Origin of the sequence: Hydrogenophaga sp. (assembly GCF_051858985.1) — a bacterium.
Taxonomy (GTDB): domain Bacteria; phylum Pseudomonadota; class Gammaproteobacteria; order Burkholderiales; family Burkholderiaceae_C; genus Hydrogenophaga.
Genome location: NZ_JBHYGM010000002.1, coordinates 994,889 through 1,020,875, shown reverse-complemented (window position 1 = coordinate 1,020,875; position 25,987 = coordinate 994,889). Strand labels below are relative to the sequence as shown.

26 protein-coding genes and 1 pseudogene are annotated in these 25,987 nt (G+C 66.6%); 11 read left to right on the top strand and 16 right to left on the bottom strand.

Features of this window, described 5'->3' with window-relative positions; translation table 11 throughout:
* Window positions 1-7: 7 nt before the first annotated feature.
* Window positions 8-658: an arylesterase gene (locus ACTIEY_RS11220; RefSeq protein ID WP_439519185.1), complete on the bottom strand. Its 651-nt coding sequence runs from the start codon at window positions 656-658 to the stop codon at window positions 8-10.
* On the opposite strand from ACTIEY_RS11220, the gene ACTIEY_RS11215 reads away from it, so the two are divergent.
* Window positions 657-1,340 (top strand): ABC transporter ATP-binding protein, encoded by a 684-nt coding sequence (locus ACTIEY_RS11215; protein WP_439519184.1) that lies wholly within the window; start codon window positions 657-659, stop codon window positions 1,338-1,340. The two genes, ACTIEY_RS11220 and ACTIEY_RS11215, sit on opposite strands and share 2 nt — an antisense overlap.
* 7 nt (window positions 1,341-1,347) lie before the next feature.
* On the opposite strand, the gene ACTIEY_RS11210 is transcribed toward ACTIEY_RS11215, so the two are convergent.
* Both ACTIEY_RS11210 and ACTIEY_RS11205 read right to left on the bottom strand, forming a co-directional pair.
* Entirely contained in the window at window positions 1,348-2,622 is a 1,275-nt protein-coding gene (locus ACTIEY_RS11210) for a c-type cytochrome (RefSeq protein ID WP_439519183.1), read from the bottom strand.
* Complete coding sequence (locus ACTIEY_RS11205; RefSeq protein ID WP_439519182.1) at window positions 2,619-3,344, bottom strand: c-type cytochrome; 726 nt, start codon at window positions 3,342-3,344, stop codon at window positions 2,619-2,621. The genes ACTIEY_RS11210 and ACTIEY_RS11205 overlap by 4 nt, the downstream gene beginning before the upstream one ends.
* 75 nt (window positions 3,345-3,419) lie before the next feature.
* Here ACTIEY_RS11205 and ACTIEY_RS11200 point away from each other — a divergent pair, with 75 nt between their 5' ends.
* Genes ACTIEY_RS11200 through ACTIEY_RS11190 form a run of 3 tightly spaced genes read left to right on the top strand, consistent with a single transcriptional unit; the run spans window position 3,420 to window position 6,015 of the window.
* Entirely contained in the window at window positions 3,420-4,844 is a 1,425-nt protein-coding gene (locus ACTIEY_RS11200; protein ID WP_439519181.1) for a PLP-dependent aminotransferase family protein, read from the top strand.
* A 17-nt stretch (window positions 4,845-4,861) separates the two neighbouring features.
* Window positions 4,862-5,605 carry a 23S rRNA (guanosine(2251)-2'-O)-methyltransferase RlmB gene (gene rlmB / locus ACTIEY_RS11195; protein WP_439519180.1) on the top strand — a complete coding sequence of 248 codons (744 nt, stop codon included), beginning with the start codon at window positions 4,862-4,864 and terminating at the stop codon, window positions 5,603-5,605.
* A 20-nt stretch (window positions 5,606-5,625) separates the two neighbouring features.
* Window positions 5,626-6,015, top strand: a complete 390-nt coding sequence (locus tag ACTIEY_RS11190) for a nuclear transport factor 2 family protein (protein ID WP_439519179.1) — start codon at window positions 5,626-5,628, stop codon at window positions 6,013-6,015.
* A 3-nt stretch (window positions 6,016-6,018) separates the two neighbouring features.
* On the opposite strand, the gene ACTIEY_RS11185 is transcribed toward ACTIEY_RS11190, so the two are convergent.
* The 6 genes and pseudogenes from ACTIEY_RS11185 to ACTIEY_RS11160 all read right to left on the bottom strand — a co-directional run bounded on the left by ACTIEY_RS11185 (window position 6,019) and on the right by ACTIEY_RS11160 (window position 12,505).
* On the bottom strand, window positions 6,019-6,612 hold the full coding sequence (locus ACTIEY_RS11185; RefSeq protein WP_439519178.1) for a chromate transporter: 594 nt from the start codon (window positions 6,610-6,612) through the stop codon (window positions 6,019-6,021).
* 2 nt (window positions 6,613-6,614) lie between these two features.
* Window positions 6,615-7,223, bottom strand: a complete 609-nt coding sequence (locus tag ACTIEY_RS11180) for a chromate transporter (RefSeq protein WP_439519177.1) — start codon at window positions 7,221-7,223, stop codon at window positions 6,615-6,617.
* A gap of 41 nt (window positions 7,224-7,264) precedes the next feature.
* Window positions 7,265-8,208 (bottom strand): annotated as a pseudogene (locus ACTIEY_RS11175) (bifunctional helix-turn-helix transcriptional regulator/GNAT family N-acetyltransferase).
* 64 nt (window positions 8,209-8,272) lie between these two features.
* On the bottom strand, window positions 8,273-9,016 hold the full coding sequence (gene fabG, locus ACTIEY_RS11170) for a 3-oxoacyl-ACP reductase FabG (protein WP_439519176.1): 744 nt from the start codon (window positions 9,014-9,016) through the stop codon (window positions 8,273-8,275).
* 13 nt (window positions 9,017-9,029) lie between these two features.
* The gene (locus ACTIEY_RS11165) at window positions 9,030-11,183 is read right to left on the bottom strand and encodes a 3-hydroxyacyl-CoA dehydrogenase NAD-binding domain-containing protein (protein ID WP_439519175.1); all 2,154 of its coding nucleotides are present in this window, start codon (window positions 11,181-11,183) and stop codon (window positions 9,030-9,032) included.
* Window positions 11,184-11,299: 116 nt separating this feature from the next.
* Window positions 11,300-12,505, bottom strand: coding sequence for an acetyl-CoA C-acetyltransferase (locus ACTIEY_RS11160; protein ID WP_439519174.1), 1,206 nt, complete (start codon window positions 12,503-12,505; stop codon window positions 11,300-11,302).
* A gap of 102 nt (window positions 12,506-12,607) precedes the next feature.
* Here ACTIEY_RS11160 and ACTIEY_RS11155 point away from each other — a divergent pair, with 102 nt between their 5' ends.
* Together ACTIEY_RS11155 and ACTIEY_RS11150 are read left to right on the top strand one after the other, a co-directional pair.
* On the top strand, window positions 12,608-13,771 hold the full coding sequence (locus ACTIEY_RS11155) for an acyl-CoA dehydrogenase family protein (protein ID WP_439519173.1): 1,164 nt from the start codon (window positions 12,608-12,610) through the stop codon (window positions 13,769-13,771).
* A 5-nt stretch (window positions 13,772-13,776) separates the two neighbouring features.
* Window positions 13,777-14,136 (top strand): glyoxalase superfamily protein, encoded by a 360-nt coding sequence (locus tag ACTIEY_RS11150; protein WP_439519172.1) that lies wholly within the window; start codon window positions 13,777-13,779, stop codon window positions 14,134-14,136.
* A 27-nt stretch (window positions 14,137-14,163) separates the two neighbouring features.
* Here the strand turns inward: ACTIEY_RS11150 and ACTIEY_RS11145 are convergent, their stop codons facing one another.
* The 6 genes from ACTIEY_RS11145 to ACTIEY_RS11120 form a co-directional block, all read right to left on the bottom strand.
* Window positions 14,164-15,171: a catalase family peroxidase gene (locus ACTIEY_RS11145; RefSeq protein ID WP_439519171.1), complete on the bottom strand. Its 1,008-nt coding sequence runs from the start codon at window positions 15,169-15,171 to the stop codon at window positions 14,164-14,166.
* Window positions 15,172-15,267: 96 nt separating this feature from the next.
* Entirely contained in the window at window positions 15,268-15,897 is a 630-nt protein-coding gene (locus ACTIEY_RS11140; protein ID WP_439519170.1) for an ABC transporter ATP-binding protein, read from the bottom strand.
* Between the two features lies 1 nt (window position 15,898).
* The gene (locus ACTIEY_RS11135) at window positions 15,899-16,561 is read right to left on the bottom strand and encodes a general secretion pathway protein GspB (RefSeq protein WP_439519169.1); all 663 of its coding nucleotides are present in this window, start codon (window positions 16,559-16,561) and stop codon (window positions 15,899-15,901) included.
* Between the two features lie 15 nt (window positions 16,562-16,576).
* Window positions 16,577-18,274, bottom strand: coding sequence for an ExeA family protein (locus ACTIEY_RS11130; RefSeq protein ID WP_439519168.1), 1,698 nt, complete (start codon window positions 18,272-18,274; stop codon window positions 16,577-16,579).
* Between the two features lie 80 nt (window positions 18,275-18,354).
* A complete protein-coding gene (locus ACTIEY_RS11125; RefSeq protein ID WP_439519167.1) occupies window positions 18,355-18,921 on the bottom strand; it encodes a bactofilin family protein in 567 nt (188 codons plus the stop codon).
* A 103-nt stretch (window positions 18,922-19,024) separates the two neighbouring features.
* The gene (locus ACTIEY_RS11120) at window positions 19,025-19,939 is read right to left on the bottom strand and encodes a crotonase/enoyl-CoA hydratase family protein (RefSeq protein ID WP_439519166.1); all 915 of its coding nucleotides are present in this window, start codon (window positions 19,937-19,939) and stop codon (window positions 19,025-19,027) included.
* A 73-nt stretch (window positions 19,940-20,012) separates the two neighbouring features.
* Between ACTIEY_RS11120 and ACTIEY_RS11115 the strand changes: the two genes are divergently transcribed.
* The 5 genes from ACTIEY_RS11115 (at window position 20,013) to ACTIEY_RS11095 (ending at window position 25,252) form a co-directional block, all read left to right on the top strand.
* Window positions 20,013-21,578 (top strand): FAD-dependent monooxygenase, encoded by a 1,566-nt coding sequence (locus tag ACTIEY_RS11115; RefSeq protein WP_439519165.1) that lies wholly within the window; start codon window positions 20,013-20,015, stop codon window positions 21,576-21,578.
* Window positions 21,575-21,763 (top strand): hypothetical protein, encoded by a 189-nt coding sequence (locus ACTIEY_RS11110; protein ID WP_439519164.1) that lies wholly within the window; start codon window positions 21,575-21,577, stop codon window positions 21,761-21,763. Before ACTIEY_RS11115 ends, ACTIEY_RS11110 begins: the two co-directional genes overlap by 4 nt.
* A complete protein-coding gene (locus ACTIEY_RS11105) occupies window positions 21,760-22,212 on the top strand; it encodes a MarR family winged helix-turn-helix transcriptional regulator (protein ID WP_439519163.1) in 453 nt (150 codons plus the stop codon). The genes ACTIEY_RS11110 and ACTIEY_RS11105 overlap by 4 nt, the downstream gene beginning before the upstream one ends.
* A 24-nt stretch (window positions 22,213-22,236) precedes the next feature.
* The gene (locus tag ACTIEY_RS11100; RefSeq protein ID WP_439519162.1) at window positions 22,237-22,812 is read left to right on the top strand and encodes a GAF domain-containing protein; all 576 of its coding nucleotides are present in this window, start codon (window positions 22,237-22,239) and stop codon (window positions 22,810-22,812) included.
* Between the two features lie 103 nt (window positions 22,813-22,915).
* Window positions 22,916-25,252: a YgiQ family radical SAM protein gene (locus ACTIEY_RS11095; protein ID WP_439519161.1), complete on the top strand. Its 2,337-nt coding sequence runs from the start codon at window positions 22,916-22,918 to the stop codon at window positions 25,250-25,252.
* A gap of 10 nt (window positions 25,253-25,262) precedes the next feature.
* Here ACTIEY_RS11095 and ACTIEY_RS11090 read toward each other — a convergent pair whose 3' ends face one another.
* Complete coding sequence (locus tag ACTIEY_RS11090) at window positions 25,263-25,955, bottom strand: DUF1294 domain-containing protein (RefSeq protein WP_439519160.1); 693 nt, start codon at window positions 25,953-25,955, stop codon at window positions 25,263-25,265.
* Window positions 25,956-25,987: the final 32 nt, after the last annotated feature.

Below are 25,987 nucleotides of genomic sequence, written 5' to 3'. Positions count from 1 at the left end.
GCCGCGATTATCCGCGCGGCAGCAGTTTGCGAAGCTCGGGCCAGACGTTGTCGAGCATCAGCGCCTGGGCGCTTTCATTGGGATGGATGCGGTCGGACTGGAACATGGCGGTGGGATCCTTGATGTCGGCCACGTTCTTCAGGAAGAACGGCACCAGTGCGGTCTTCTCGGACTTGGCCACCGTCGTGTACATCTCGCGAAACTCCTGCGCGTACTTCGCACCGTAGTTGGGTGGCATCTCCATCCCCAACAGAAGCACCCGCGCCCCGGCTTCGCTGGAAAGCCGGGCCATGGTGGCCAGGTTCTCGCGGGTCATGTTGTTCGGCAAGCCGCGCAGGGCGTCGTTGCCGCCCAGTTCGATCACCACCACGGCGGGTTTGTGCTGCTTGAGCAAGGCCCCGATGCGCGAGCGCCCGCCTGAAGTGGTGTCGCCGCTGATGCTGGCGTTGACGATGCGCGCCTGAACTTTCTCCTTCTTCAGGCGCTCTTCCAGCAGGGCCACCCAGCCCGTGCCGCGCCGCAGGCCGTATTCGGCGCTCAGGGAGTCACCCACCACCAGAATCAGGGGTGGTTGGGCCTGGGCCAGGACGGGGGCCGCCAGCCCCGCCAGGGCCAGCACGTTAAAGTGACGACGTTTCAACTTGAGATTTCCTTCCATGTCCGATTCGATGATTGCGGTGCAGCACGTGTTCAAGACGGTGACCGATTCCACCGGTTCCCTGACCATTCTGCGCGATATCGATTTCACCCTGAACAAGGGGGAAACCGCTGCCATCGTGGGCGCATCGGGCTCGGGCAAGAGCACCCTTTTGTCGATCATTGCGGGATTGGATACGCCCACGCAGGGGACGGTTCACATCGATGGTGTCGATTTGTTCGCGATCGACGAAGACCAGCGCGCCGCGCTGCGTTCGCAGAAGGTTGGTTTCGTATTCCAGAGCTTCCAGTTGCTGGGCAACCTCACGGCACTGGAGAACGTCATGCTGCCGCTGGAGCTGGCCGGGCGTCGGGATGCGCGCGCCACGGCCACGCAGATGCTGCAGCGGGTGGGGCTGGGCGAGCGCCTGTCCAGCTATCCCAAGGTGCTCTCGGGCGGTGAGCAGCAGCGCGTGGCGCTGGCCCGGGCGTTTGTCGTGCAGCCGGCGGTGCTGCTGGCCGACGAACCCACCGGCAGCCTGGACTTCGCCACCGGCGGGAAGATCATGGAACTGATGTTCGATCTCAACCGCGAGCAGGGCACCACGCTGGTGCTGGTCACGCACGACCGCGGGATTGCCCAGAGATGCGAGCGTCGCATCACGATCGAGGCGGGCCAGGTGGTGGCCGAAGCGCTGGTCTGAGGCGAATTCAGCGCGACCCGCGCAGTTGCCGCACGTCCAGGGCGCTCACGGGCGCGGCCTGGTTGCCCCACTGGGTGCGCACATGGGTCAACACATCGGCAATGTCCTGTTCGCTGAGTTCCAGCACAAACGGCGGCATGCCGAAGGGACGCGGGTGGCCAGCGGTTGACGGACCGAATCCGCCGTTGAGCACGGTCTGCAGTGCATTGGCGGGCGAGTCCATGAGCACCGCGCGGTTGCCCGCCAGGGCCGGGTAGACCGCCACACCTTCGCCCTGCTTGCCGTGGCACTGCGCGCAATGCTGCTCGTAGCGTTCGCCGCCCATGCGCAGGGCCCGATCGTCCGGTGCTCGCGCCGCGGCGGCTTGTGTCACCCCTGCCTGCGGGAGTTGACGCAGATACGTGGCCATGGCGCGCAGGTCTTCGGGCCTCCAGTACTGCGTGCTGTGCTGCACCACCTCGGCCATCGGCCCGCTCACCGTTGCGCTGCGCGAGCGGCCATCGCGGAACAACGCCACGATCTCCTCGATCGACCACTCCTGCACGCCGGCCTCTGCGGGATCGAGCAGCGAAGGCGCGTACCAGTTCTGCAAGGGGATCAATCCACCGGCCAGATCCAGCATGTCGCGGTTGCCGCTGAGCGCATTCCGGGTCACGTGGCAGGCGCTGCAGTGGCCCAGGCCATTGACGAGGTAGGCACCGCGGCGAACCTCATCCACCGCAACCGCCTCGCTGGCGGATGCCGTCGCGTCGCCCTGGACGAAATAGAGCGCGCGCCAGACCTTCAAGGCGCCCTGCGTGCTGTAAGGCCAGCGCAGGTCGTGCGGCGGCACGGGCGCATCCGACGGTGGCAGACTGCGAAGAAACGCGAAGAGGGCGTCACTGTCGCTGCGGGCGATCCGCGTGGTGTTGTTGAACGGGAAGACCGGGTTGAGCCAGCGCCCGTCGCGCGACTGGCCATGGTGCAGGGCGCGCCAGAAGTCGTCGGCGCTCCAGGCGCCCAGGCCCGTGTCGCTGGGTGTCAGATTGGTGCCAAAGACGGTGCCAAAGGGCGTGCCGATGGCGCGGCCGCCGGCAAACGGGCTGCCGCCGCGCACGGTGTGGCAGCCCTGGCAGTTGCCCTGCAAGGCGAGGTAGCGCCCGCGTTCGATGGTGCCTGCGTCCGCACTCCCGGATGCCGTGGGCGCGATGGCAATGGGTGTGGCGGGCCAGGCCATCCACGCCACAACGGCCATCAGGACCAGCGCACACACGCCGAGGATCTTCAACGCGCGAGCACTCATGGCGTCGTCCCCGGTGGCGTGGCGCTGCCACAGCGCATGGGAAGGGCCACGCTGGCCGCTTTGACGGCGTGCGCCTGCGCCGGTACCGGCTGCGACGCCAGCCACGCGCTCACGGCGGCGATGTCCTCGGGCGCCAGCCGCTGAGCGACATCGGCCATGCAGTCGGGCGCGTGCGCCTTGCGCAGACCAGTGCGCCACGCGCCCAACTGGGCATTGAGGTAGTCGCGCGGCAGTCCGAGCAGGCCGGGCGTGGCGGGCAACACGCCGGTGAGCGCTGCGCCGTGGCAGGTGGCGCACGCCGGCAACTGGCGCGCCGCATCGCCGCGCATCGCGAGCTGTTCGCCTCGCCGACGCTGTTCGGCCGTGGCCTGCAGGGGCGCGGGAGCCGGGTAAGGCACCTCCATGGCGGCGAAGTGTTCCGCAATCTCCAGCAGGTACGCCTCGCTCAGCGGCTCGACCATCTGCGCCATCAGGCGGTACTGGCGCTGACCATCCCGGAAATTCAGCAACTGGTTGTAGAGGTAACCGGCGGGCTTGCCGGCCAGGCGCGGGTAGTAGCCGTCGGGTGCGGCGCGCCCTTGCGGTCCGTGGCACGCGGTGCAGGCCAGCAGGCGCTGGGCCATGGTGTCCTCAAAGGGTGCAGGGATCGCGAGCGGGGTCATGAGCCAGCCGACGGCCAGTACGACCACGCGCCACGGCTTGGGCAGGCAGCGGGTTTTCATCGTGGCTCGATCATGGCAAAGACCTATCTGATGCGCAATGTTCAGATATATTGAAAAACAACCGGATCAGATGGCATGAAGCACGCACAGATCACCCGCTACCAGCACCTCGCTGAAGAACTGGCCGAAGGCATCCGTACCGGCGCGTTGCGCCCGGGCGAGCGGCTGCCCTCGGTGCGCCAGACCTGCGTGCAGCGCGGCATGAGCCCTTCCACGGTGTTCCAGGCCTATGGGCAGCTGGAGTCCCTGGGTCTGGTGGAGGCGCGAGCACGCTCCGGGTTTTTTGTGCGCGCGGGGCGCCGCCCACCGCGCGCGGTGCCACAGGCTGCCCAGCCCCGCCCGGGCGCCACCCCCGTGGCGGTGAGCGAGCTGGTGTACGACTTGCTGGAATCCACGCGCGACGCCGATGTGGTCCCGCTGGGGTCGGCGTTTCCGGCATCGCACCTTTTTCCGTTCGATGCGCTCGCGCGCAGCGGAGCGCGCGCCATGCGCCGCCTGCCTTCGGCGCGCATCACCGGCGCCCTGACTGCGGGTGACGAAGGCCTGCGCCAGGCGGTGCGGCGGCGCTATGCGATGCATGGCGTGCCGCTGAGTGAGCGCGAGCCCATCATCACCAACGGCGCCATGGAGGCGCTCAACCTGTGCCTGCAGGCGGTGACAAAACCTGGCGATCTGGTGGTGGTGGAATCGCCGACTTTCTACGCTGCGCTGCATGCGCTGGAGCGGCTGCACCTGAACGCGGTGGAGGTGGCCACGGATCCGCGCGATGGCGTCGATGTGGACGCGCTGGCCGCGCTGCTGGCGCGCCAGAAGGTGGCGGCCTGCTGGTTCATGCCGAGTTTTCAGAACCCGCTGGGCGCCTTGATGCCGCCCGCGCGCAAACAGGCTCTGGTGGAGCTGCTGACGCAGCACCGCGTGCCGTTGATCGAGGACGACGTGTATGGCGAACTGCACGCCGGGGCGCGCCGCCCGCCGCCGGCCAAGGCCTTCGACCGCGAAGGCTGGGTGCTGCACTGCTCGTCGTTCTCCAAATGCCTGGCTCCGGGCTACCGGGTGGGTTGGGCCGCTGCCGGGCGCTTCGCCGCAACGGTGGAGCGGCTGAAGATGATGAGCTCGCTGGCCACCGCTTTGCCGCCGCAACTGGCCCTGGCCGAATACCTCGCCCAGGGCGGTTACGACCGCCACCTGCGCGGCCTGCGCGAGGCGCTGGCCGCGCAACAACAGCGCGCGCAGCGTCTGGTCGAGCGCCACTTCCCCACCGGCACACGCGTCACGCGACCACTCGGTGGCTATTTCCTCTGGCTCGAACTGCCACCTTTCGTGGACGCGCTGTCCCTGCACCACCGCGCCAGGGAAAACGGCATCAGCACGGCACCAGGTGTGCTGTTCTCTGCAGACCACCGATTCACGCACCACCTGCGTCTGAACGTCGGGCATCCTGGCGATGGGCGCTTCGACGGCGCCGTGCGCCGTCTCGGCGAACTGGCTCACACCGCGTGAACATCGATAATCCCCGGATGTCATCCCCCAAAGTGCTGTTCGGCTTTCACGCCGTGGGCGTGCGCCTGAAGACCGCGCCGCAATCCATCATCGAGATCTACTTCGAGCCCACGCGGCGCGACGCGCGCATGCGCCAATTCCTGGACAAGGTGCGCGAAGCCAATGTTCGCCTGATCGAGGCCGACGGCCTGCGCATCGCCAAGCTCGCCGGCAGCCATGGCCACCAGGGTGTGGCCGCCCGGGTGGAGCCGGTGGCCCAGGCCCGCTCGCTCGACGACCTGCTGGAGCAGCTCGAACCCACCGGCGTCCCGCCGCTGCTGCTGGTGCTTGACGGCATCACCGACCCGCACAACCTCGGCGCCTGCCTGCGCGTTGCCGACGGGGCTGGTGCGCACGCGGTCATCGCGCCCAAGGACCATGCAGCCGGCATCAACGCCACCGTGGCCAAGGTGGCCAGCGGCGCGGCCGAGACCATGCCGTACTTCATGGTCACGAACCTGGCGCGCACGCTCGGTGAACTCAAGGAACGCAACATCTGGATCATCGGCACCAGCGACGACGCGCCGAAAACGCTGTACCAGGTCGACCTCAAAGGCCCCGTAGCGCTGGTGCTCGGGGCCGAAGGCGCGGGCATGCGCCAGCTCACGCGCAAGACCTGCGACGAACTGGTGAGTATTCCCATGGCCGGCGCGGTGGAAAGCCTGAACGTGTCGGTGGCCAGCGGTGTGTGCCTCTATGAGGCGCTGCGGCAAAGAACCTGACACCCCAAACGGGAGACGACATGACACTGGACACCCTGGCGACCTGGCACGACGTGGTCAACACCCGCAACGTCCGCGGCCTGCGCGATCTGCTGGCCGAGGACGTGGTCTTTCACTCGCCGGTGGTGCACACGCCGCAGGCCGGCCGGGCGGTGACCACGCAGTACCTGGCGGCGGCCTTCCAGGTGTTCTTCAATTCGTCGTTCCGGTATGCGCGCGAGGTCGTTGGCCCGCGCGACGCCGTGCTCGAGTTCCAGGTGGAGATCGACGGCATCGCCGTCAATGGAGTCGACATGATCCGCTGGAACGACGAGGGTCGCATCGTCGAGTTCAAGGTGATGGTCCGTCCGCTCAAGGCGATCAATCTGATCCACCAGAAGATGGCGGCCATGCTGCAGGCCAACCAGTAGGCCCTAGACCAGGCCAAAGGCGCCGAGCAGTGCGCCCGCGCCGATCATCCACAGCAGGTGCAGCTTCGTGCGCCACACCAGCACGGTGGCCACACCGGTGAGCAGCCACAGGGGCCAGTCGCGCGCGGGATGATCGTGCGAACCGGTGAGCAGCCAGCCGGTGGCGATCAGCAGGGCGATCACGATGGGCGCCATGCCGGTCTTGAAGGCGCGCACGGCGCGCAGTTCGCGGTTGCGGTGCGCCCAGCGCGTGGCGCTGTAGGTGAGCACCGAGGACGGCAGCAGGATGGCCACCATGGTGACCAGCACCCCCAGGAAAGCCAGGGCCCAGGCGAGCCAGCCGGCAGAGGGGCCACCGCCGGCGTTGAGCCCCACGTTCCAGCCGAGCAGGGCGACGAAGAGCACATTGGGACCCGGTGCGGCTTGCGACAACGCGATGGAAGACGTGAACTGCGATTCGCTGAGCCAGCCGTTCTGGTAGACGAGGTAGCGGTGCATGTCGGGCGCGGTGGTGATGGCGCCGCCCACACCCAGCAGCGAGAGCGAGGCAAAGTGGGTGAACAGGTCGAGCCAGTTCTCTGGCGTGGGGGCCATCATGGTCAGGTGTCCTTGCGGCGATCCGCATCGACATCGGAGAGCACCCGGTAAGCCCACAGGCAGGCGCATCCGCCAATGCCCAGCAGCACCCAGAGCAATGGCCACCGCAGCAGTGCAATGGCGACGAAGGTGAGGGCGGCCAGCGCGATGCACACTCCCAGGCCCATGGCGTTCTTGTCCAGCGCGCCGATGAGCTTGATGCCGGTGGCGGTGATGAGCCCGGCGGCCACCGCGCCCATGCCGCGCAGGGCGTTCTGCGCCATGGGTTGGTCTGCCACGTTGCCGTAGAGCACGGCGAGCAGAAGCACCACCACCATGGGTGCGCACAGCATGCCGGCCAGTGCCGCGAGCGCACCTGGCAGACCGAAGTAGCGTCCGCCAATCATCATGGAGAGGTTGACCACGTTGGGTCCCGGCATGATCTGCGCGACGGCCCAGTCTTCCACGAACTGCTCGCGCGTCATCCAGCGCTTTTTCTCCACCAGCTCGCGCTGCACCACCGCCAGCACACCGCCGAAACCCTGCAGGGCGAGCCAGGTGAAGGACACAAAGAGGTCGGTCTTCGACGTGGGGTGGCTGTGTTCCGGGGTGGGGGGCAGAGGCTCGGGCATGGTGGCGACGATTATCGGTTCGGCGCCATTGCCTCGATGCGTCAAAGGTTGAGGGCCCAGGTTTCCCCCACCAGTTCCTGGCCGTAGCCTCGGTACGGTTCGCTGTGCTCCAGCACGAAGCCGCGCCGTGCGTAGATGGCGCGCGCGGCGGTGAGGTTGCTGTTGGTCCAGAGCACCATGCGGCGGTAGCCTCTGGCGCGGGCGAAGGCCAGGCACTCGTCGGTGAGGCGACCGCCCAGTCCCAGACCGCGCGCAGCCGGGCTGAGGATGAGCAGGCGAAGCTGCGCCTCGGTCTCGCTCTTGCGCACGACGAACACAGAGCCCACCCGCTCGCCATTGAGTTCGGCGATCCAGCCCCGTTCCTGCGCGGGATCGTGCTGGCGGATCATGCCGGCCACGATGTCGGCCACCAGCGCCTCGAACTCGCTGTTCCAGCCGTACTCGCGCGCATAGAGCTCTCCGTGCTGCTGCACCACCCAGCCCATGTCGCCGGGACGCGGGTCGCGCAGCACCGCGGTGTGCGAGGTGGGCGCGCCGGGCGATTCCAGCAGGCCTTGCGCCCGGGTCAGCGCGGCCACCAGCGTGTCGCGCTGCGCCGCTGGCAAGGGTGCCAGCAGCCGGGCCGCTTCCTCGCGCGAACGCTGCTGCAGTGGTTCGAACACCGCACGTCCCGCGGGCGTGAGGCTCAGCGTGAGCTGGCGCGCATCGACCTGGGAGCGCGATCGTGCCACCCAGCCTGCCGAGCCAAAACGCCGCAGGATGCGGCTGAGGTATCCCGCATCCAGCATCAGCCGGCGCTTGAGTTCGCTGGCGGTGCAGGGCGCGTGGTGCGCGAGCTCGTAGAGCACCCGCACCTCAGTGAGTGAAAAATCGCTGCCAGGTACGGATCGAGCAAGCCCGTGCGCTGGGTGTAGAAGCGGTTGAAGGCGCGCAGTGCGCGAACCTGCAGTGGGTCGACGGCGGAAACGGCTTCGGGCAGGTTCATGCCCGGATTGTGCGGCGTTTAGTTGACCATGGCAACTTGTTTAGGGCTTTCGGCAACCAACGACTCAGACCGACATGCCGCCGGACACCTCGATGACGGCGCCATTGACATAGCTGGCCTCGTCGCTGGCCAGAAAGGCATACACATTTGCAATTTCTTCCGGACGGCCCAACCGGCGCAACGGCACGCGGTGCTCCATCTCGCTGATCACCTTGTCCGGAATCGTCGAAAGGATGGGCGTGGTGATGAATCCCGGCGCCACGGCGTTCACGCGCACGCCCTTGGGTCCGAGTTCACGGCTCCAGGTCTTGGTGAAACCGATGACGCCAAACTTGCTGGCCGCGTAGTTGGTCTGGCCGAAGTTGCCGTAGATGCCGACCACCGAGGAGGCGTTGAGAATCACGCCGCTGCCTTGCGCCGTCATGCCGTCGGCCACTGCCTGCGCGCAATGAAAGACCCCGCGCAGGTTCACGTCGATCACACGATCGAATTGCTCCAGGCTCATCTTCTGCAGCCGCGCGTCCTGCGTGATGCCGGCGTTGTTCACCAGCACGTCGATGCGGCCGAAGCGCTCCATCACCTTCGCCACCACGTCGTCCACCATGTCCCGCTGTGTCACATCCATCACGAAGCCCAGGCACTGAACGCCGAGGGCCTCGCACTGTGTCACCGCCTCGTCCACGCCGGCCTGTTTCACGTCGCAGACGATGACGGTGGCCCCTTCCTGCGCAAACTTGATCGCGGTGGCCAGGCCGATGCCCTGAGCCGCGCCGGTGATGAGGCTGATCTTTCCTTCGAGTCGTTTCATGGCGGGGTGCTTCTCAATACGCGGGCTGGTGCATGCGGATGGCGTCCTTGTCGGCCTGGGTGAGCTCGAAACCCTTGCCATACGTGGCGGCCAGACTGGCGCAGCGCTGTTCGAACGCCTCGATGCCGGTGCCGTAGATGAACTGCATGGCACCGCCCGTCCACGCGGGGAAACCGATGCCGAAGAGCGATCCGATGTTGGCGTCGTGCACGCTGGTGAGCACACCTTCTGCCAGGCAGCGCGCGGTCTCCACCGATTGGCGGTAGAGGAGCCGGTCCTTGATGTCCTGGAGGTTCCAGACCAGCGTCGGTTTCTCGAAGCGCGACTTGAGTTCGGGCCACAGGTGCTTTTTCTGACCGCTGGGATAGTCGTAGAAACCGCCGCCGCCCGCGCGGCCCGGGCGCTTGAACTCCTTGACCATGCGTTCCACGAGCCGCTCGCCGGGCGAGGCCTCGTAGGTCTGGCCTTCACGTGCAAAGTCGGAGCGCGTCTGGTCCAGCACATGCACCGAGAGCGAGAGGGCCGTCTCGTCGAGCACGGCCAGCGGCCCCACGGGCATGCCGACCTGCATGGCGGCGTTCTCGATCACCGGGGCCGGGATGCCTTCGCCCAGCATGGCCGCGCCCTCCATGACGAAGGTGCCGAAGGTGCGGCTGGTGTAGAACCCGCGCGAGTCGTTCACCACGATCGGCAGCTTGCCCAGGGCCTGCACGTAGTCGTAGGCGCGCGCCACGGTTTCGTCGTCGGTCTGTTTGCCGCGGATGATCTCCACGAGCTTCATCTTGTCGACAGGACTGAAGAAATGGATGCCCACGAAGCGCTGCGGCTTGTTGCTCGCCTTGGCCAGACCCGAGATCGGCAGTGTGGACGTGTTGCTGGCGAAAAATCCGCCCGCGGCCAGCATGGGTTCGGCTTCGCGCGTGACCGCAGCCTTGAGCTCACGGTTCTCGAAGACGGCCTCGATGATGAGGTCGCAGCCCTTGAGATCGACGGGAAACTCGGTGGCCGTGATGCGGTCCAGCAGCGCCTTCTGGTCGAAGGGGCTCATCTGCCCTTTTTCCACGCGCGGATCGGTGACCTTGAGGCTGTAGGCCTTGCCGCGCTGGGCGTTCTCCAGGCTCACGTCTTCGAGCACCGTGGCAATGCCCCGGCTCGCCTGGACATAGGCAATGCCCGCACCCATCATGCCCGCCCCCAGGATGCCGACGCGGCGGGGAATGTAGCGCTGGATGCCCTTGGGGCGCGAATGCCCGCTGCGGATCGCGTTCATGTTGAAGAAGAACGTGTTGATCATGTTCTTCGCCACCGGACTCACGATGAGGCGCGCCAGATAACGGCTCTCGATGCGCAACGCGGTGTCGTAGTCCACCAGGGCGCCCTCTACCATGGCCGCCAGCGCGGCTTCCGGCGCGGGGTACAGGCCGCGCGTCTTCTGCTTGAGCATGGCAGGCGCCACGGCCAGCATGCCGGCGATCTTCGGATGGGACGGGGTACCGCCCGGCATCTTGTAGTCCTTGGCGTCCCAGGGGTGCCGCGGTCGCGGGTTGGCCGCGATCCACGCCAGCGCGGCGTGGCGCAGCGCGGCGGGCACATCGCCCTCGGCAGAGACGAGCTCGTGCACCAGTCCCAGGTCCAGGGCCTCGCGCGGATTGAACAGCTTGCTCTCCAGGATGTAGGGCTGCGCACCCAGGATGCCGAGCAACCGCGTCATCTTGGTGATGCCGGTGGCGCCTGGAATGAGGCCGAGCGTGATCTCGGGCAGGCCGAGCTGGATCTTCGGGTTGTCCACCGACACGCGGTAGTGCCCCACCAGCGCCACTTCCCAGCCGCCACCCAGCGCGGCGCCGTTGATGCAGCTCACCACCGGCACGCCCAGGGTCTCCAGCGTGCGGAAGTTCTTCTTGGTCTGCTCGACTTCGGTGAACACGCGCGGCGCATCACTCGACTTCAGGCGCATCGTGCCCTTGAGGTCGGCGCCGGCAAAGAAGGTGGACTTGGCCGACGCCAGGATGATGCCCTTGATGTCGGCGGCGTCGCGCATCACCTGCGCGGTGGCTTCGGTCAGGTCCTGCTGCCAGTCCGCGCACATGGTGTTGACCGGCGAGCCCGGCTCGTCGAACGTGAGGGTGGCGATGCCGTCGGCGAGTTCGTAGCGGATGGTTTTCATCGTTGCGCTTTCAAGTATTCCTGTCCAGAAACACCGCGGAACCGGCTTTGCCGGGCCGCTGGTGTTGCCCCCTTTCAGGGGGTGACGCGCCGATGGCGCGGCGCGGGGGTGGGTCGTCAGACCCTTTCGACAATCGTTGCAATGCCCATGCCGCCGCCGACGCACAGGGTGGCCAGGCCGTAGCGCAACTGGCGGCGGTGCAACTCGTCCACCAGAGTGCCCAGGATCATCGCGCCGGTGGCACCCAGCGGATGGCCGAGCGCAATGGCCCCGCCATTCACGTTCACTTTTTCGTGGGGCACACCGAGCTCTTTCATGAACTTCATGGGCACCGCCGCAAAGGCCTCGTTGACTTCGAACAGGTCGATCTGGTCGATGGTGAGGCCCGCCTTGGCGAGTGCCTTGCGCGCAGCCGGCATGGGTCCGGTGAGCATGATGGTCGGATCGGCGCCTGACAGAGCGACAGAGACGATGCGCGCACGCGGCGTGAGGTTGTGCGTCTGGCCAGCGGCCTCGCTGCCGATGAGCATGGCGGTGGCGCCGTCCACGATGCCGGAGGAGTTGCCCGCGTGGTGCACATGGTGGATGCGCTCCACCTGTGGGTAGCGCTGCATGGCCACGGCATCGAATCCCATGCCGCCGAGCTGATCGAACGCCGGCTTGAGCGAGGCCAGGCCTTCCAGCGTTGTGTGGGGCTTGATGAACTCGTCCTCTTCCAGGATGGTCTGGCCGAGGAAGTCGGTGACCGGCACGACTGAGCCTTTGAAGTGGCCCGCAGCGCGCGCAGCCGCGGCGCGCTTCTGCGATTCGAGGGCGAAGGCGTCCACGTCCTCGCGGCTGAAACCCTCCAGCGTGGCGATCAGGTCTGCGCCGATGCCTTGTGGCACAAACAGGGTGTCGCTGTTGGTCTGCGGGTCCTGTGCCCAGGCGCCGCCATCCGAGCCGATGGGCACGCGGCTCATGCTCTCCACGCCCCCAGCAACCACCAGGTCTTCCCAGCCGCTCTTCACCTTCATGGCAGCCAGGTTCACAGCTTCCAGGCCGGACGCGCAGAAACGGTTGAGCTGCACGCCGGAGCAGCGCCAGTCCCAGCCGGCCTTGAGCGCGGCCACCTTGGCGATCACCGAGCCCTGTTCGCCAATGGGGGAGACCACGCCCATGACGACATCGTCCACGGCGCCGGTGTCGAATCCGTTGCGTTGCTGCAGTCGGGTCAGCACGCCGGCCAGCAGGTCGACCGGCTTCACCTCATGCAGGCTGCCGTCTTTCTTGCCCTTGCCGCGCGGCGTGCGCACGGCATCGAAAACGAAGGCTTCGTTCATGGTGTCTCCTCGGGGAATGCGGATGCCGCGAACCAGTATAGACTTTTGCCAAGCATCTGCTTTCTGTAATTCCCTGCACCCAGTCTGATAGGTGACACCGCCATGATCGAACGCACGCTTTTCAACGCCGACCACGAAGCCTTCCGCGACAGCTTCCGCAAATTCGTGGAGAAGGAAATCGCACCCCATCACGAGGCCTGGGAGGAGCAGGGCTATGTGGACCGGGCCGTGTGGGACAAGGCGGGCGAGAACGGATTCCTCTGCATGACGCTGCCGGAGACCTACGGCGGATCCGGTGCGGACAAGTTGTATTCGGTGGTGCAGATGGAAGAGATTGCGCGCACCGGCTTCACCGGCATCGGCTTTGGCCTGCACAGCGAGATCGTGGCGCCCTACATCCTTCACTACGGCACTGAAGCACAAAAGAAGAAGTACCTGCCCCTGCTGGCCACCGGCGAGATGGTGGGCGCCATTGCCATGAGCGAGCCTGCTGCCGGCAGCGACCTGCAGGGCGTGAAGTCCACCGCCATTCGCCAGGCCGACGGCAGCTACCTGCTCAACGGCAGCAAGACCTTCATCACCAACGGCTGGCACGCGGACCTGGTGATCGTGGTGGCCAAGACCGATCCCGCCGCCGGCGCCAAGGGCACCAGCCTGCTGCTGGTGGAGCGCGGCATGCCAGGGTTCGAGAAAGGCAAGCGACTGAAGAAACTGGGCATGAAGGCCCAGGACACCTCCGAACTCTTCTTCGACAACGTGAAGGTGCCGGCAGAGAACCTGCTGGGCGGCGCGGCCATGGAGGGGCGCGGCTTCATCTGTCTCATGGAGCAATTGCCCTGGGAACGTTTGCAGATCGCGATCGGCGCGGTGGCGGCGGCGCAGGCGGCGATCGACTGGACGGTGCAATACACGAAGGACCGAAAGGTGTTCGGGCAGGCTGTGGCGGCGTACCAGAACACGCGTTACACGCTGGCCGAACTGCAGACCGAGGTGCAGGTGGCGCGCGTCTTCGTCGACAAATGCTGCGAACTGATCGGCGACGAGAAACTCGACACCGCCACCGCCAGCATGGCCAAGTACTGGTGCTCGGACCTGCAGTGCAAGGTGATGGACGAATGCCTGCAACTCCACGGTGGCTACGGCTACATGTGGGAATACCCCATCACGCGGGCCTATGCCGACGCGCGCGTGCAGCGCATCTACGGCGGCACCAACGAGATCATGAAAGAGGTGATCTCACGGGGCATGGGCCTGGGTGCCAGGTGAGCACCATGGGGTTCGGAAAGATCATCCCCATCCTGCGCAGCTTCGACGAAGCCCGCGCGCGAGATTTCTACGTCGACTTCCTCGGCTTCAAGATCGACTGGGAGCACCGCTTCGCGCCCGACCTGCCTCTGTACATGCAGGTCTCCATGGGCGAGTGCACGCTGCACCTGTCGGAACACCACGGCGACGCCACGCCGGGCAGCGCCGTGCGCATCCACACCGACGAACTCGATGCGCTGCATGGGCGTCTCACGGCCGCTCGCTACAAGCATGCCCGACCGGGCATCGAGCAGATGCCCTGGGGGACGCGTGAGATGGCGGTGGCCGATCCGTTCGGCAACCGCCTGGTGTTCGTCGGTGACTGAGCGCGCGCTCTGGGTGGCGCGCTCACTTCATTTCTTCGCCGCTTCGGAAAGCCGGCGTCCCAGCGACAGCGCATAGGGCGCGGCACGCGCGTTGAGCACCGGGTCTGCGGATGGCTTGATGCCCGCTGGCAGGACCACCGGGTTGAAGGTCATGGCATCGCAGGCACCGCCCATTCCGTCGGCCACCTTGTCGATCACCAGCTTGCCGGCGGAGACCACCTGGCGTGCATCGGGCCAGGTCAGGGTGGGGTCGAGCAGGTTGTCGCCCGCTTCCGCGAGTTGCAGGCGGAAGTCGAAACTCACTGGTGCCTTCGCGACGCGCTCGCGCAGTTCACCGGCCAGGAATTCGTCGCCCATGCTCTTGAGCTGTTCTTCGGTGAGGCCAAGCGCACCAGCCTCCGGCACGAACTGCCAGCGCACAAAGCGGCTCTTGCCGGGCGCAGCCTCGAATTCGAACGCGTTGACGCCCCAGTAGTTGACCGTCCCGTAGCTGGCGGGTACCGGCGCCTGCGCGAGATAGGCGCCTTGTCGCAAGGTATCGGGGTTGGCGGCATTGAAGGCCTTGAGTTTTTCCGGGTCGGGCTTGCCCGTGGCGGGATCGGCCGTGCGCGCCTGGACGAAGGGCGCGAACTGCTCGGGCTTGCTCACGAAGAACACCGGCGCAGAAATGTTGGCCATCTGCCATTGCTCGCCGCCCGGCAACTGGAACTGCAGCGCCAGTCCGCGCACCGATCTGCTCCTGTCGCTCGCCTTGGGGCTGCCTCCGCCCACCGAGAAGCGCGCCACCACGGGCACTTTCTCGCCCTTGAACACGGTTGCGCGGGAGAGTTCGCGTCCGGCCGCGTTGCCCACGAAATGGCCGCTGGCACAGATGCCCTTGGCGCCGGAACGCCGGGAACCCGGCTGGGGGCCGGCCAAGGCCTCCAGGGCATTGACCTGGGCTTCAGCGGGCGAAGTCTGGGCCTGAGCGAGCGGGGCAAGGAAGGAACTGCCCATGGCGGCGGAGGCGGCGGCAGCGAGAAGCAAGGGTTTCATCGTGGACGACCTTTTCGAGTGGGTTGTTGCGGTGGAGCAGGGCGCGACCACCTGTGCAGTGGTCGTGGCCGGTCGCAACTTCTTACAGAAAAGTCGTCAGATTTCGAGGGTTCTGGCCAGTACCACGCCTTGCGGAGCTTCGTGATCCGCCAGCAACCAGGCGCGGCTGGGGTGGGTGCTGGCGTCCTGGAGCAGTTCGCGCAGGAATCGCGTGGAGGGCGCGTCCAGCGCCGCAAACGGCTGGTCGATCAGGGTGAGCGGCGTGCCTGCCGAAAAAGCCGCCGCGAGCCAGACCTTGCGCCGGCTTCCGGTGGACAGCATGTACATGGGCTTGCCCAGGTGCGGGCGCAGGCCGAAGCCGTCCAGCAGTTCCTGCAGGGTGTCGTTGTCGAAACGCGGGTAGTGGCGGCTGAGGCTCTCCAGGTAGCCGCCTGCGGCCAGCGCGTCGTGCGCCTCGGTCTGGGGGTCGACCCAGAACACGCGATGGCGGTAGGCATCGTGTTGGGCGAGCGAGTCGATTCCCTGGACGGCCAGCGTGCCAGCCTCCGGGTTCAGCGCGCCTGCCAGCAGAGCCAGCAGAGTGCTCTTGCCACTGCCGTCGTCGCCCCGCACCAGGCTCACGCCGGGCGGCAACTCGAACGAGACGTCGTGGAACAGGGGCCGACCAGACCAGCCGAAATTCAGGCCTCGCACCTGAAGCACCGGGTCGACGGGATCGACGTTCATGTCAGTAGCCGATGGAGTAGCGCAGGCCCTGGTGGTTGAGCACGGCGCTGCGCTGGCCGATGGTCTCCAGCTTGAGGCCGGGCGCGATCTCCTGGCCTTCCTGCACCACCTTGCCGTTGACGATGAGCATGCGCACGGCGGCGTCCTTGGAATAGGTGGCTCCGCTCACGCTGACCGCCGGCAACTGTGCACGCGCCTCGGGAGGAAGGTCTGCAAAGCTGCGCACGGCGGACTCTGGTTGAGCTGGCGCCGCGGCTGCGGGCGCCGCCACGGGAGCAGGCGCACTGGCGGCAGTAGCTGGGTCTTTCGGGCTCGCCGCCGCCGATCGCGGTGGAGTCACAGGTTCAGGGCGGGGCGGGGCGAGGATCGGCAGCACCGGTTCCGGCGGTGCGGCGGCCTGAACGGGCGCCGGTGCTTCGGCCACAGGTGCTGGTGACGCCGGCGCGTCGGGCGTGGCCTCGATGGAGGGAGGCTGCCACCACCACAACGCGAGCACCACGACCAGACCGACGGCCACCGCCAACACCACATGCCAGGTGCGCAGTCGGCGCGGCTGCACGGGTTTGCGGCTGGCGGGAGGCACCCGCTGGCTGTTGAGGCCCGGCACATGGCCGCGCTCGCGTTCGGCATCGGCGCGCTGGAGGGCATCGAGGATGTAGGACATGGCGGTCGGGTGGAGTCAGGAGCCGGGCGAGGACAGGCGAGGTTCATCGACGCCACTGGCCAGGTTCACCTGCATGAACGTGATGGGGCCGGCCAGCCCGGCGGGGTCGATACCGTTGACGCGCTGGAAGGCCTGGATGCGGGCGGTGAGGTTGTTGGCCGTGGGCGGAACCTTGCCGATGGCCTGGAGGCCGGCGATGCGGCTGCCCAGCCATTCGCTGGCGGGGCCGGTGCGCCCGTCCACCAGGCGACCTTTCTGGCCCGGCGGCGTGCGCCACAGCGTGGTGAAGTCACCGCGCCACACATCGGCCAGCGCGGTCAGTGGCATCTGCCAGCGCTGCCCCCCGGCCTGCAGGGTCACGCTGTCGCCCTGCAGCGCCGTGACGAGGGCGAGGCCCGATCCGCCGGGCAGGCGCAGGTTCACGATGCCCGGTCGATCCAGCTGGCGCATGCCGCTGAGCGTGAGGCGGTCGGTGCGGTAGCACTGCAACTCGGCACCTTGCGCGACCGCACACGGATCGCCGCCGTCCAACGGCTGGCCCCAGAGGGGACCCAGCTCACGCAACGCCAGGGCTTCACTGGTGAGCAGATCGGCCACCGGCGGGGGGCCGCTGGGCAGCGCGGGCGCTGGCGATGCGGTGTTTGCGGATGGGTCGGATGGCGCCTGACCCGCAGCGGGCTGGCTGGCCGGGGTGGCCGCTGGCGTCGTCTCGGCGGCGGCCATGTTCTCACTTGAAGCAGCCGCAGTGGGAAGGGCCTGCCTGTGGTTCCAGAACCAGAACGCCGCGCCAGCGAGCACCGCGCCACCCAGCAGGCCGGCGCCGAGCATGCCGAGCGAGGCCGTGCGAGCCTGGGCGCGCGCCGCGCGACGCCGGGCTGTCGGTGCGGGAGCCGTCGACTCGAAAACTTCGCGGGCGGCCTTGTCCACCACCGCGCGGTCCACACGCGGCTGGTTGGTCGCGTACGCGCCGAGCAGGGCGCGGTCGCAGATGAGGTTGATGCGGCGGGGCACTCCGCGCGCAATCTCGTGGATGCGCTGGATGGCCTGACTGGAAAAAGGCAGCGGGCCGCGCAGACCGGCCACGTGCATGCGGTGCTGGATGTACTGACGCGTCTCGGCTTCGTTGAGGGCGCCCAAGTGAAAGCGGGCGATCACGCGCTGCGCGAGTTGTTCGAGTTCGGGCCTTGCCAGCACCGTGCGCAGTTCGGGCTGGCCGATCAGGATGATCTGCAGCAGCTTGCGCTCGCTGGTCTCCAGGTTGGTCAGCAGCCGAAGTTGCTCCAGCACATGCGGCGTGAGGTTCTGCGCCTCGTCGATGATGAGCACATTGCGCTCACCTTGCGCATGGCTCTTGAGAAGATACTCGTTGAGCGGATCGAGGTAATCCTTGATCGTGGCCGGCCCGATGCCCTCGTGCTTCACCTCGAGATTGAATTCGTGGCAGATCGTCTTGAGCAGATCGCCCACGGTGAGCTTGGGATTGAAGATGTACGCCACCCGGCAGCCCTCGGGGATCTGCTCCAGGAAGCATCGGCAGATGGTGGTCTTGCCGGCGCCGATCTCACCGCTCAGCAGCACGAATCCGCCACCGCCGCGAATGCCGTACAGCAGATGCGCCAGCGCTTCCCGGTGACGCTCGCTCATGAAGAGGTAGCGCGGGTCGGGCGCGATGGAGAACGGGTCGTGCTTCAACCCGAAGAATTCGGCGTACATGCCCCAGAGCATAACGTCGCGCTCTGAGGCGGGCAACGCGGCACGGCCCGCGGGCCGCGTGGACGTGCCCGGGGTGAAGATCAGGCGGCCAGCGCCATGGCTTGCTGCTTGTTGCCCTGCGCCTTGCCAGACGATGCCACGGAGCACTCGATGTCGCCGGACAGCTGCCCACCTTCCTCGATCACCACCTTGCCGTAACGGATCTTGCCGGTGACCTTGCCGGTGGCGTAGATCACGAGCTTCTGGCGCACCGTCAGGTTGCCTTCGAAGGTGCCGCGAATCTCGGCAATGTCGATCTCAACAGATCCTTTGAATGCACCCTGCTCGGCGATCTGGATCACGCGCGAATCCATGGTCGCTTCGACCAGGCCTTCCACCACCAGCGTGTCGCAGTCCGTGATCTCCACGCCCTTGAGCTTGATGTTGGGGCCGACGGTGAGCTTGCTGCCGCCTTCGGGCGACTTCGTGGATTCCGGAGCCGACAGGGGCAGGTCGACGTCCGTGGTGGCCGTCGCGCTGGACTGCACGGCGTTCTGTGCGTGCGCGCTCGCCGCGCCAGACGAAGGCTGGCCATAACGCTGCGTGGCCATGCCGGTGTTGAGGGTCTTGGGTTGTTCGGTTTCGCGCTTGCCAAAATGCAGTGCCATTGCCAGCTCCTTCAAAAAGTGAAGCGGCCATGCTATGCGGGGCGCCGTTTACATTCGGACAGGTCCGGTAAGAGGGGTAACAAGATGAACCGTACATGCGGTTTCATTTCTGGGCAATGTTCCTCTTGCGCTTTTCCATTTCCCGCACCAGTTCCCGCGCTTCATCGCCTTCGGGAATCGGCCGTCCACTGTCGCGCCATTGCACCGCGTCCTTGAATCCGGCCTCCTGCGCGTGGCGCCTGAACCAGAGGCCTTCGGGGTTGTGGCGCGTGATGCCGTCGAACACCGTGGCCATCGTCTGCGCTTGCTCCAGGCCCATGGTGAGCATCACCTGGTTCACCACCAGCTTGTGCATGGCCAGGTGCGAACTCGGCACGCCGGCAATGCGGTTGGCCAGTGTCATCACGGCGTCGTCCAGCTGTGCTGCCGGCACGGCTTCATTGGCCAGACCCCAGGCGGCGGCGGTGCGGCCGTCGATCACGTTGCCGGTGAACATCATCTGCTTGGCGCGCGCGGCGCCCAGCCGGTATGTCCACATGGCGGTGGTCGGGCAGCCCCAGACGCGCGTGGGCATGTAGCCGATGCGCGCGTCGTCTGCCATCACCAGCAGGTCGCAACACAGGGCGATGTCACTGCCACCCGCCACCGCCGCGCCATGGACCTTGGCAATGGTCGGCTTCGCGCTGCGCCACAACGCCATGAAATCCTCGGTGTTGCGCTTCATGAACGCGTAGTCGTCCATCGGATCCCAGGGGTGGCGCTCCTGCTGGCAGGGGTGGTCGATCTCGCCCTCGCCGAACATGGAAAGGTCGTATCCACCGCAGAAGCCCTTGCCGGCGCCCTCCACCACGATCACGTGCACCTCGCGCTGGGCATTGGCCCATTCCACCGCCGCGCGGATCTCGCGCGGCATCTCGTCGTTGATCGCGTTCAGGCGCTCGGGTCGGTTGAGAAGCAGTCGGGCGACGCGTGGGTGATCGGCGTCCTGCTCGATGCGAAGGGTGGTGAAGTGGGGCATGGAAGTCTCCTTGGATGGCGTGGCGAGACTCCACTATAGTTGCGCACGCAACAAAAATGCAGAAATGCCCGCCATGAAGAATTCCATCCCCGAATCCGTTCCCGTGCTCATCGCGGGGGGAGGGCCTGTGGGCCTCACCCTGTCTGCGCTGTTGTCCAGCCAGGGAATCGCCAACCTCGTCATCGAGGCCGACGAGGGCTATTGCAGTGGCAGTCGCGCCATCTGCATGTCGCGCCGTTCACAGGAGATCCTGGGCTGGGTGGGCGCCGACCGGCCACTGGTGGACAAGGGCTTGAGCTGGGTGGGTGGTCGCAGCCACTGGCGCAGCACCGAGGTGTTGCACTTCCAGATGCCCAGCGAACCGACCCAGCGTTTTTCTCCGATGGTGAACATCCAGCAGTTCTACCTGGAGGAGTTCGCCCACCGGGCCGCGCAAGCCGCAGGCGCCCAGGCCCGGGTGGCGTGGGCGAGCCGTGTGAGCGCCGTGCGGCCGCGCGACGAGGGCGTGGCGGTGGACGTGCAGACGCCTGCAGGCATGCAGACGGTCAGCGCCGACTGGCTGGTGGCGTGCGATGGCGGGCGCAGCACCGTGCGCGAGCAGCTCGGCCTTCAACTGGAAGGCACGCAGTACGAAGGCCGCTATGTGATCGTCGACATCGTGCAGAAAACGCGCAGAGCGGTGGAACGCCTGGCCTGGTTCGACCCGCCGTCCAACCCCGGGTCCACCATCCTCATGCACCGCCAGCCCGACGACGTCTGGCGCATCGACTACCAGATCCGGGACGATGAGGACCCACTGGAAGCGGTGAAACCAGAGAACGTGTTGCCGCGCGTCCAGAGCCACCTGGACATGATCGGTGAGACCGAGCCCTGGGAGCCGCTCTGGATTTCGATCTACAACGCGAAGTGCCTGACCTTGCCGGACTACCGCCATGGCCGCGTGTGTTTCGCGGGCGATGCGGCCCACCTCGTGCCCATCTTCGGCGTTCGTGGTCTCAACTCCGGGCTGGACGACGCGGGCAACCTGGCCTGGAAGCTCGCCCGTGTGATCCGGGGCCGCTCGCCCGAGCGCCTGCTCGACTCGTACTCCGTCGAGCGCGTGCACGCTGCGCGGGAAAACATTGCCTACGGTGCCAAGAGCACCGAGTTCATGGCACCGCCCAACTTCGCCTACCGCCTCATGCGCGAGGCCACCCTGCGCCTGGCGGTGAGCGATGTGCAGGTCCGTTCGCTCATCAATCCGCGACAGTCCTCGCCCATCACTTACCGTGACTCGCCGCTGAACGCCGGTCAGACCGGCCACTGGACCAGCGAACTGGCCGCACCCGGTGCCCCCGCGCCGGAGGCACTGCTCCAGGGCCCGCACGGCCCCTTCCACCTCAGCAGCCGATTCGGCCACCGCTTTCTGGCGCTGGCCTGGGGTGGCGATCCCTTGCTGGCGTGGCCCGATCTGGAGGTGCTGCCCATTTCAACATCGATGGACGTGCAGGGCCAGGCCTGGCAACGGTATGGCCTGCAGCATGCCGAAGAGCCCGCACTGGTGCTGGTGCGACCCGATGGCTATGTGATGGGTCGCTGGCACGGCCTGGACCCCGCGCCCCTGTGCGCAGCCTTGAATGAACTGGAGGTGCCCGCATGACCGATGCCGATCTTGACCAGAGCTACAGCGCCGTGTGCGAGGCACTGACCCGCGTGGGAGAAGCCGGTGCGCCCATGTTCCTTTCCATGCTGTGCCTTTCGCTCATGAGCCGGTTCGAGCGCGCAGACCAGGTGCTGCCCCTGATCGAGAACGCGCTGGCGCAGAGCGACGCGGGACAGGCATGAGCGCGGAGCCTCTGTCGCTGCAGGGCTTCCTGACCTATCGCCTGCACAAGCTCAACAAGCTTACCGACCGGCACAGCAGCGAAGCCTACGCCGAACTCGGGCTCGGTGTGGGGGAAGCTCGGTGCCTCGCGGCCATCGGGCAGTTCGCGCCGCTCTCGGTGAACGACCTCGCCACCCGGGCCAACCTCGACAAGGCGCAGGCCAGCCGCGCGGCGCAGATGCTGGTGGAGCGCGAACTGGTGCGAAAGTCGGCGAGCGAGACCGATGCGCGCGGCGTGGTGCTGACGCCCACGCGCAGCGGCAAGCTGCTCTGGAAGCGTGTGATGCGCCTCATTGCGCAACGCAATCACGACATCTTCGGTTGCCTCTCGGCAGCGGAGCTGCGACAGCTTGAAACATTTTTTGACCGCCTGATCGCCCATTCCGAGCGCCAAGGGGTCGATGGATGAGTGCGATGCGCTTATAAAACGGGCATGAACCCATTGAACGACCTGGGCTACAAGCCCGAAGACCTCTCCGTGCAGGTGACCGAACTCCTGGTGGCCACCGCCGACAGTTCCGATGAACTCGTCGACCAGTCGGTTTCGCAGGTGCTGAAACTTTTGCGCGAACGCATGAAGATGGACGTGGTGTTCGTCTCCGAGTTCACCGATGGTCAGCGTGTGATGAGGCAGGTGGCCGCAGGCGATGAGCCCGTCGTCCGGCCTGGGGACTCAGCGCCTCTGGAGCTGAGCTGGTGCCAGCGGGTGGTGGACGGGCGTCTGCCGCGCTTCATCGCCGATGCGAAGGCACTGCCGGCTTCGGCTTCGCTGCTGAAGGAGCTGCCCTTTGCCATCGGAACCCACATCAGCACGCCCATCGTGCTGCAGAACGGCGACGTGTACGGCACCCTGTGCTGCTTCAGCTTCCACCCGCAGGACAAGCCCGATCCGGAAGACCTGAAGAAGCTTGAATTCACGGCGCGGCTGGCGGCCCAGAAGCTCGACCAGCGCCGCGTGGTGCGCAAGGCACCGGAAAACGTGCCCGACTGGCAGCTCAAGCCCAAATGAAGCCGGGCCGCGCCTCAGTACCCCTGCCGGGTGCTGAAGCGGGGGTGGAACGGTAAAATCGCGGGTTTTCCACCCACCCGCGCTCCGGGTCTGTGCCAGCCCCATGAACGCTCCCCTTGACGTCTCCTTTTTTGCTCGTGCGGCCAAGCCGATCACGAGCTACCGGCCGTACTGGGCCAGGCGGTTCGGCGTGGCGCCCTTCCTGCCGATGAGCCGCGCCGAAATGGAGCAGCTGGGCTGGGACAGTTGCGACATTGTTCTGGTGACCGGCGACGCCTATGTGGACCACCCGAGCTTCGGCATGGCGGTGGTGGGGCGGGTGCTGGAGGCGCAGGGATTTCGCGTGGGCATCATTGCCCAGCCCGACTGGACCAGCGCGGAGGCCTTCAAGGCCCTGGGCAAGCCCAACCTGTTCTGGGGCGTGACGGCGGGGAACATGGATTCCATGATCAACCGCTACACGGCGGACCGCAAGATCCGCAGCGACGACGCCTACACCCCTGGCGATGTGGGCGGCAAGCGACCCGATCGCGCCGCGATCGTCTACAGCCAGCGCTGCCGCGAAGCCTTCAAGGACGTGCCGATCGTGCTGGGCGGTATCGAAGGCAGCCTGCGCCGCATTGCCCATTACGACTACTGGAGTGACAAGGTTCGCCGCAGCGTGGTGGTAGACAGCAAGTGCGACCTTCTGCTGTACGGCAATGCCGAGCGCGCGCTGGTCGAGGTCGCGCACCGCATTGCAGCGCGCGAGCCCATCGAGCAGATCACGGACGTTCGCGGCACGGCTTTCGTGCGCCGGCCGGGCGATCCCACGGCGGCAGGATGGATCGAGATCGACTCCAGCGAGGTGGACGCGCCCGGGCGCGTGGAGAGTCACATCAACCCCTACCTCACCACGAGCGAACAGGCGCAGGCGCAGGGACAGAGTTGCTCCAAAGAAGAGGGGGATGGCCCCACGGTCGAGGCCAACCCCGCGATCCAGCCGCTGAAGTTCATGCCCAACCCGGCCCTTCAGAGCAAACGAAAGCCGCCGCCGCGCGACCGCTCCGTGATCCGCCTGCCCAGCTACGAGCAGGTTCGCAGCGACGCGGTGCTCTATGCCCACGCGAACCGCGTGCTTCACGTCGAAGCCAATCCCGGCAATGCCCGTGCATTGGTGCAGGCTCACGGAGAGGGCGCAACCGCCCGCGACGTGTGGATCAACCCCCCGCCGATTCCGCTCACCACGGCGGAGATGGATCACGTCTTCGATCTGCCTTACGCGCGCAGCCCGCATCCCACATACGCTGACAAACACGGCAGGCACGATGGCGCGACGAAGATCCCCGCGTGGGAAATGATCCGCTTCAGCGTGAACATCATGCGCGGCTGCTTCGGCGGCTGCACTTTCTGTTCGATCACCGAGCACGAAGGTCGCATCATCCAGAGCCGTTCGGAAGAATCCATCATCAAGGAAGTGGAAGACATCCGCGACAAGGTGGAGGGCTTCACCGGCGTGGTGTCCGATCTCGGTGGCCCCACGGCCAACATGTACCGCCTGGGCTGCAAGACGCCCGAGATCGAGGCCGCCTGCCGCAAGCCGAGCTGTGTCTACCCCGGCATCTGCTCCAACCTGCACACGGACCACGGCCCGCTCATCAAGATCTACAAGCGCGCGCGCGAACTGCGCGGCATCAAGAAGGTGCTGATCGGCTCCGGCCTGCGCTACGACCTGGCGATCCAGAGTCCCGAGTACGTCAAGGAGCTGGTGCAGCACCACGTGGGTGGCTACCTGAAGATCGCGCCCGAGCACACCGAAGGCGGGCCGCTGTCCAAGATGATGAAGCCCGGCATCGGCAGCTACGACAAGTTCAAGCAGCTGTTCGAGAAGTTCAGCGAAGAGGCGGGCAAGAAGCAGTACCTCATTCCTTACTTCATCGCCGCCCATCCAGGCACCAGCGACGAGGACATGATGAACCTGGCGGTGTGGTTGAAGAAGAACGGATTTCGCGCCGACCAGGTTCAGACCTTCTACCCCAGCCCCATGGCGACCGCCACGGCCATGTACCACACCAACCTGAACCCGCTCAAGGGCATTCACCGCGACGAACGCGCCGAGCGCGTGGACATCGTGCGGGGCGACAAGCGCCGCCGCCTGCACAAGGCCTTCCTGCGCTACCACGATCCGAACAACTGGCCCCTGCTGCGCGAGGCGCTCAAGACCCTGGGACGTGCCGACCTCATCGGCAATGGCAAGCACCACCTCATTCCCACCTTCCAGCCCATGACCGACGGCGGCTACCAGAGCGCGCGGCGCAAGAACAGCACGCCGGTGGCCAAGGGGGTTGTGGCGCCCGCCAAAGGGCGCCTGCTCACGCAGCACACCGGTCTGCCGCCGCGCGTGACCGGTGCGGCCCGAGCGGGTTCGCCGGTGGGTGCCGGCAAACGCAAACCGCGCTGAAGGCGGCTTTTCAGGCTTCCGGCGGCCCCATGAACAAGGGCCAGCAGATCCACGCCAGCAGAGCGGCGAAGTTCAGTGCCACGGTGGCCCAGAACATCATCTGAAAACGCATCTTGGCGGTCTTGTGCCTCAGGATGTGCTGGGCAAACCACCCGCCGGGCCATCCGCCCGCCAGGTCCAGTCCATGCAGCCAGTCTTCGGGCACGCGCGGGCTTTCGGTGATGGCCGCATCCTTGTCGCGCCAGTACATGTAGAACGTGGCCAGGTTGACGATGATCACCGCGGTCATGATCACCCACGGGAAGCGGCCGAACCCGATGCCGATCAACCACAGCAGCAGCCAGGTTGCGATCAGCCCCAGGCCGATCCACAACGGCAGTTCCTCGCGGCGTTTTTCGCGCGGCGTGCGGGAACGCTGTGCGGGTCGTGCCTTGGGCAGGATCTCCGCCTCCGCCGCGATGGGCAGGGGCGTGGCATCCAGCGGGGAGGCCAGGGCATTGCGCAGCGGCTCCACGGACAGCGCCCGCGGCCCCTTGCCGCCGACGTGGATCTCCTCGAACGTCACTTCCATGCCTTCGCCCGGCGGGTTGTGTCCGCTGAAATCCCGGGTGTGGAAAAAGATGTCGGCGGCCGTGTCCGGGCTTCGGATGAAGCCGAATGCACGTTCACGGTCCCAGCGCACCACGGTTCCCTGTTTTCTCATGGCGATCAATTTCGTTTGGCGCAGGTGTGAGC

Coding starts and splice junctions, on each gene's coding strand:
- ACTIEY_RS11105 (WP_439519163.1), top strand. CDS start 21,760: ATGAGCGCGGAGCCTCTGTCGCTGCAGGGCTTCCTGACCTATCGCCTG.
- ACTIEY_RS11095 (WP_439519161.1), top strand. CDS start 22,916: ATGAACGCTCCCCTTGACGTCTCCTTTTTTGCTCGTGCGGCCAAGCCG.
- ACTIEY_RS11155 (WP_439519173.1), top strand. CDS start 12,608: ATGATCGAACGCACGCTTTTCAACGCCGACCACGAAGCCTTCCGCGAC.
- ACTIEY_RS11125 (WP_439519167.1), bottom strand. CDS start 18,921: ATGGCACTGCATTTTGGCAAGCGCGAAACCGAACAACCCAAGACCCTC.
- fabG (WP_439519176.1), bottom strand. CDS start 9,016: ATGAAACGACTCGAAGGAAAGATCAGCCTCATCACCGGCGCGGCTCAG.
- ACTIEY_RS11145 (WP_439519171.1), bottom strand. CDS start 15,171: ATGAAACCCTTGCTTCTCGCTGCCGCCGCCTCCGCCGCCATGGGCAGT.
- ACTIEY_RS11215 (WP_439519184.1), top strand. CDS start 657: ATGTCCGATTCGATGATTGCGGTGCAGCACGTGTTCAAGACGGTGACC.
- ACTIEY_RS11205 (WP_439519182.1), bottom strand. CDS start 3,344: ATGAAAACCCGCTGCCTGCCCAAGCCGTGGCGCGTGGTCGTACTGGCC.
- ACTIEY_RS11120 (WP_439519166.1), bottom strand. CDS start 19,939: ATGCCCCACTTCACCACCCTTCGCATCGAGCAGGACGCCGATCACCCA.
- ACTIEY_RS11150 (WP_439519172.1), top strand. CDS start 13,777: ATGGGGTTCGGAAAGATCATCCCCATCCTGCGCAGCTTCGACGAAGCC.
- ACTIEY_RS11190 (WP_439519179.1), top strand. CDS start 5,626: ATGACACTGGACACCCTGGCGACCTGGCACGACGTGGTCAACACCCGC.
- ACTIEY_RS11100 (WP_439519162.1), top strand. CDS start 22,237: ATGAACCCATTGAACGACCTGGGCTACAAGCCCGAAGACCTCTCCGTG.
- ACTIEY_RS11140 (WP_439519170.1), bottom strand. CDS start 15,897: ATGAACGTCGATCCCGTCGACCCGGTGCTTCAGGTGCGAGGCCTGAAT.
- ACTIEY_RS11115 (WP_439519165.1), top strand. CDS start 20,013: ATGAAGAATTCCATCCCCGAATCCGTTCCCGTGCTCATCGCGGGGGGA.
- rlmB (WP_439519180.1), top strand. CDS start 4,862: ATGTCATCCCCCAAAGTGCTGTTCGGCTTTCACGCCGTGGGCGTGCGC.
- ACTIEY_RS11165 (WP_439519175.1), bottom strand. CDS start 11,183: ATGAAAACCATCCGCTACGAACTCGCCGACGGCATCGCCACCCTCACG.
- ACTIEY_RS11220 (WP_439519185.1), bottom strand. CDS start 658: ATGGAAGGAAATCTCAAGTTGAAACGTCGTCACTTTAACGTGCTGGCC.
- ACTIEY_RS11135 (WP_439519169.1), bottom strand. CDS start 16,561: ATGTCCTACATCCTCGATGCCCTCCAGCGCGCCGATGCCGAACGCGAG.
- ACTIEY_RS11130 (WP_439519168.1), bottom strand. CDS start 18,274: ATGTACGCCGAATTCTTCGGGTTGAAGCACGACCCGTTCTCCATCGCG.
- ACTIEY_RS11180 (WP_439519177.1), bottom strand. CDS start 7,223: ATGCCCGAGCCTCTGCCCCCCACCCCGGAACACAGCCACCCCACGTCG.
- ACTIEY_RS11110 (WP_439519164.1), top strand. CDS start 21,575: ATGACCGATGCCGATCTTGACCAGAGCTACAGCGCCGTGTGCGAGGCA.
- ACTIEY_RS11200 (WP_439519181.1), top strand. CDS start 3,420: ATGAAGCACGCACAGATCACCCGCTACCAGCACCTCGCTGAAGAACTG.
- ACTIEY_RS11185 (WP_439519178.1), bottom strand. CDS start 6,612: ATGATGGCCCCCACGCCAGAGAACTGGCTCGACCTGTTCACCCACTTT.
- ACTIEY_RS11160 (WP_439519174.1), bottom strand. CDS start 12,505: ATGAACGAAGCCTTCGTTTTCGATGCCGTGCGCACGCCGCGCGGCAAG.
- ACTIEY_RS11090 (WP_439519160.1), bottom strand. CDS start 25,955: ATGAGAAAACAGGGAACCGTGGTGCGCTGGGACCGTGAACGTGCATTC.
- ACTIEY_RS11210 (WP_439519183.1), bottom strand. CDS start 2,622: ATGAGTGCTCGCGCGTTGAAGATCCTCGGCGTGTGTGCGCTGGTCCTG.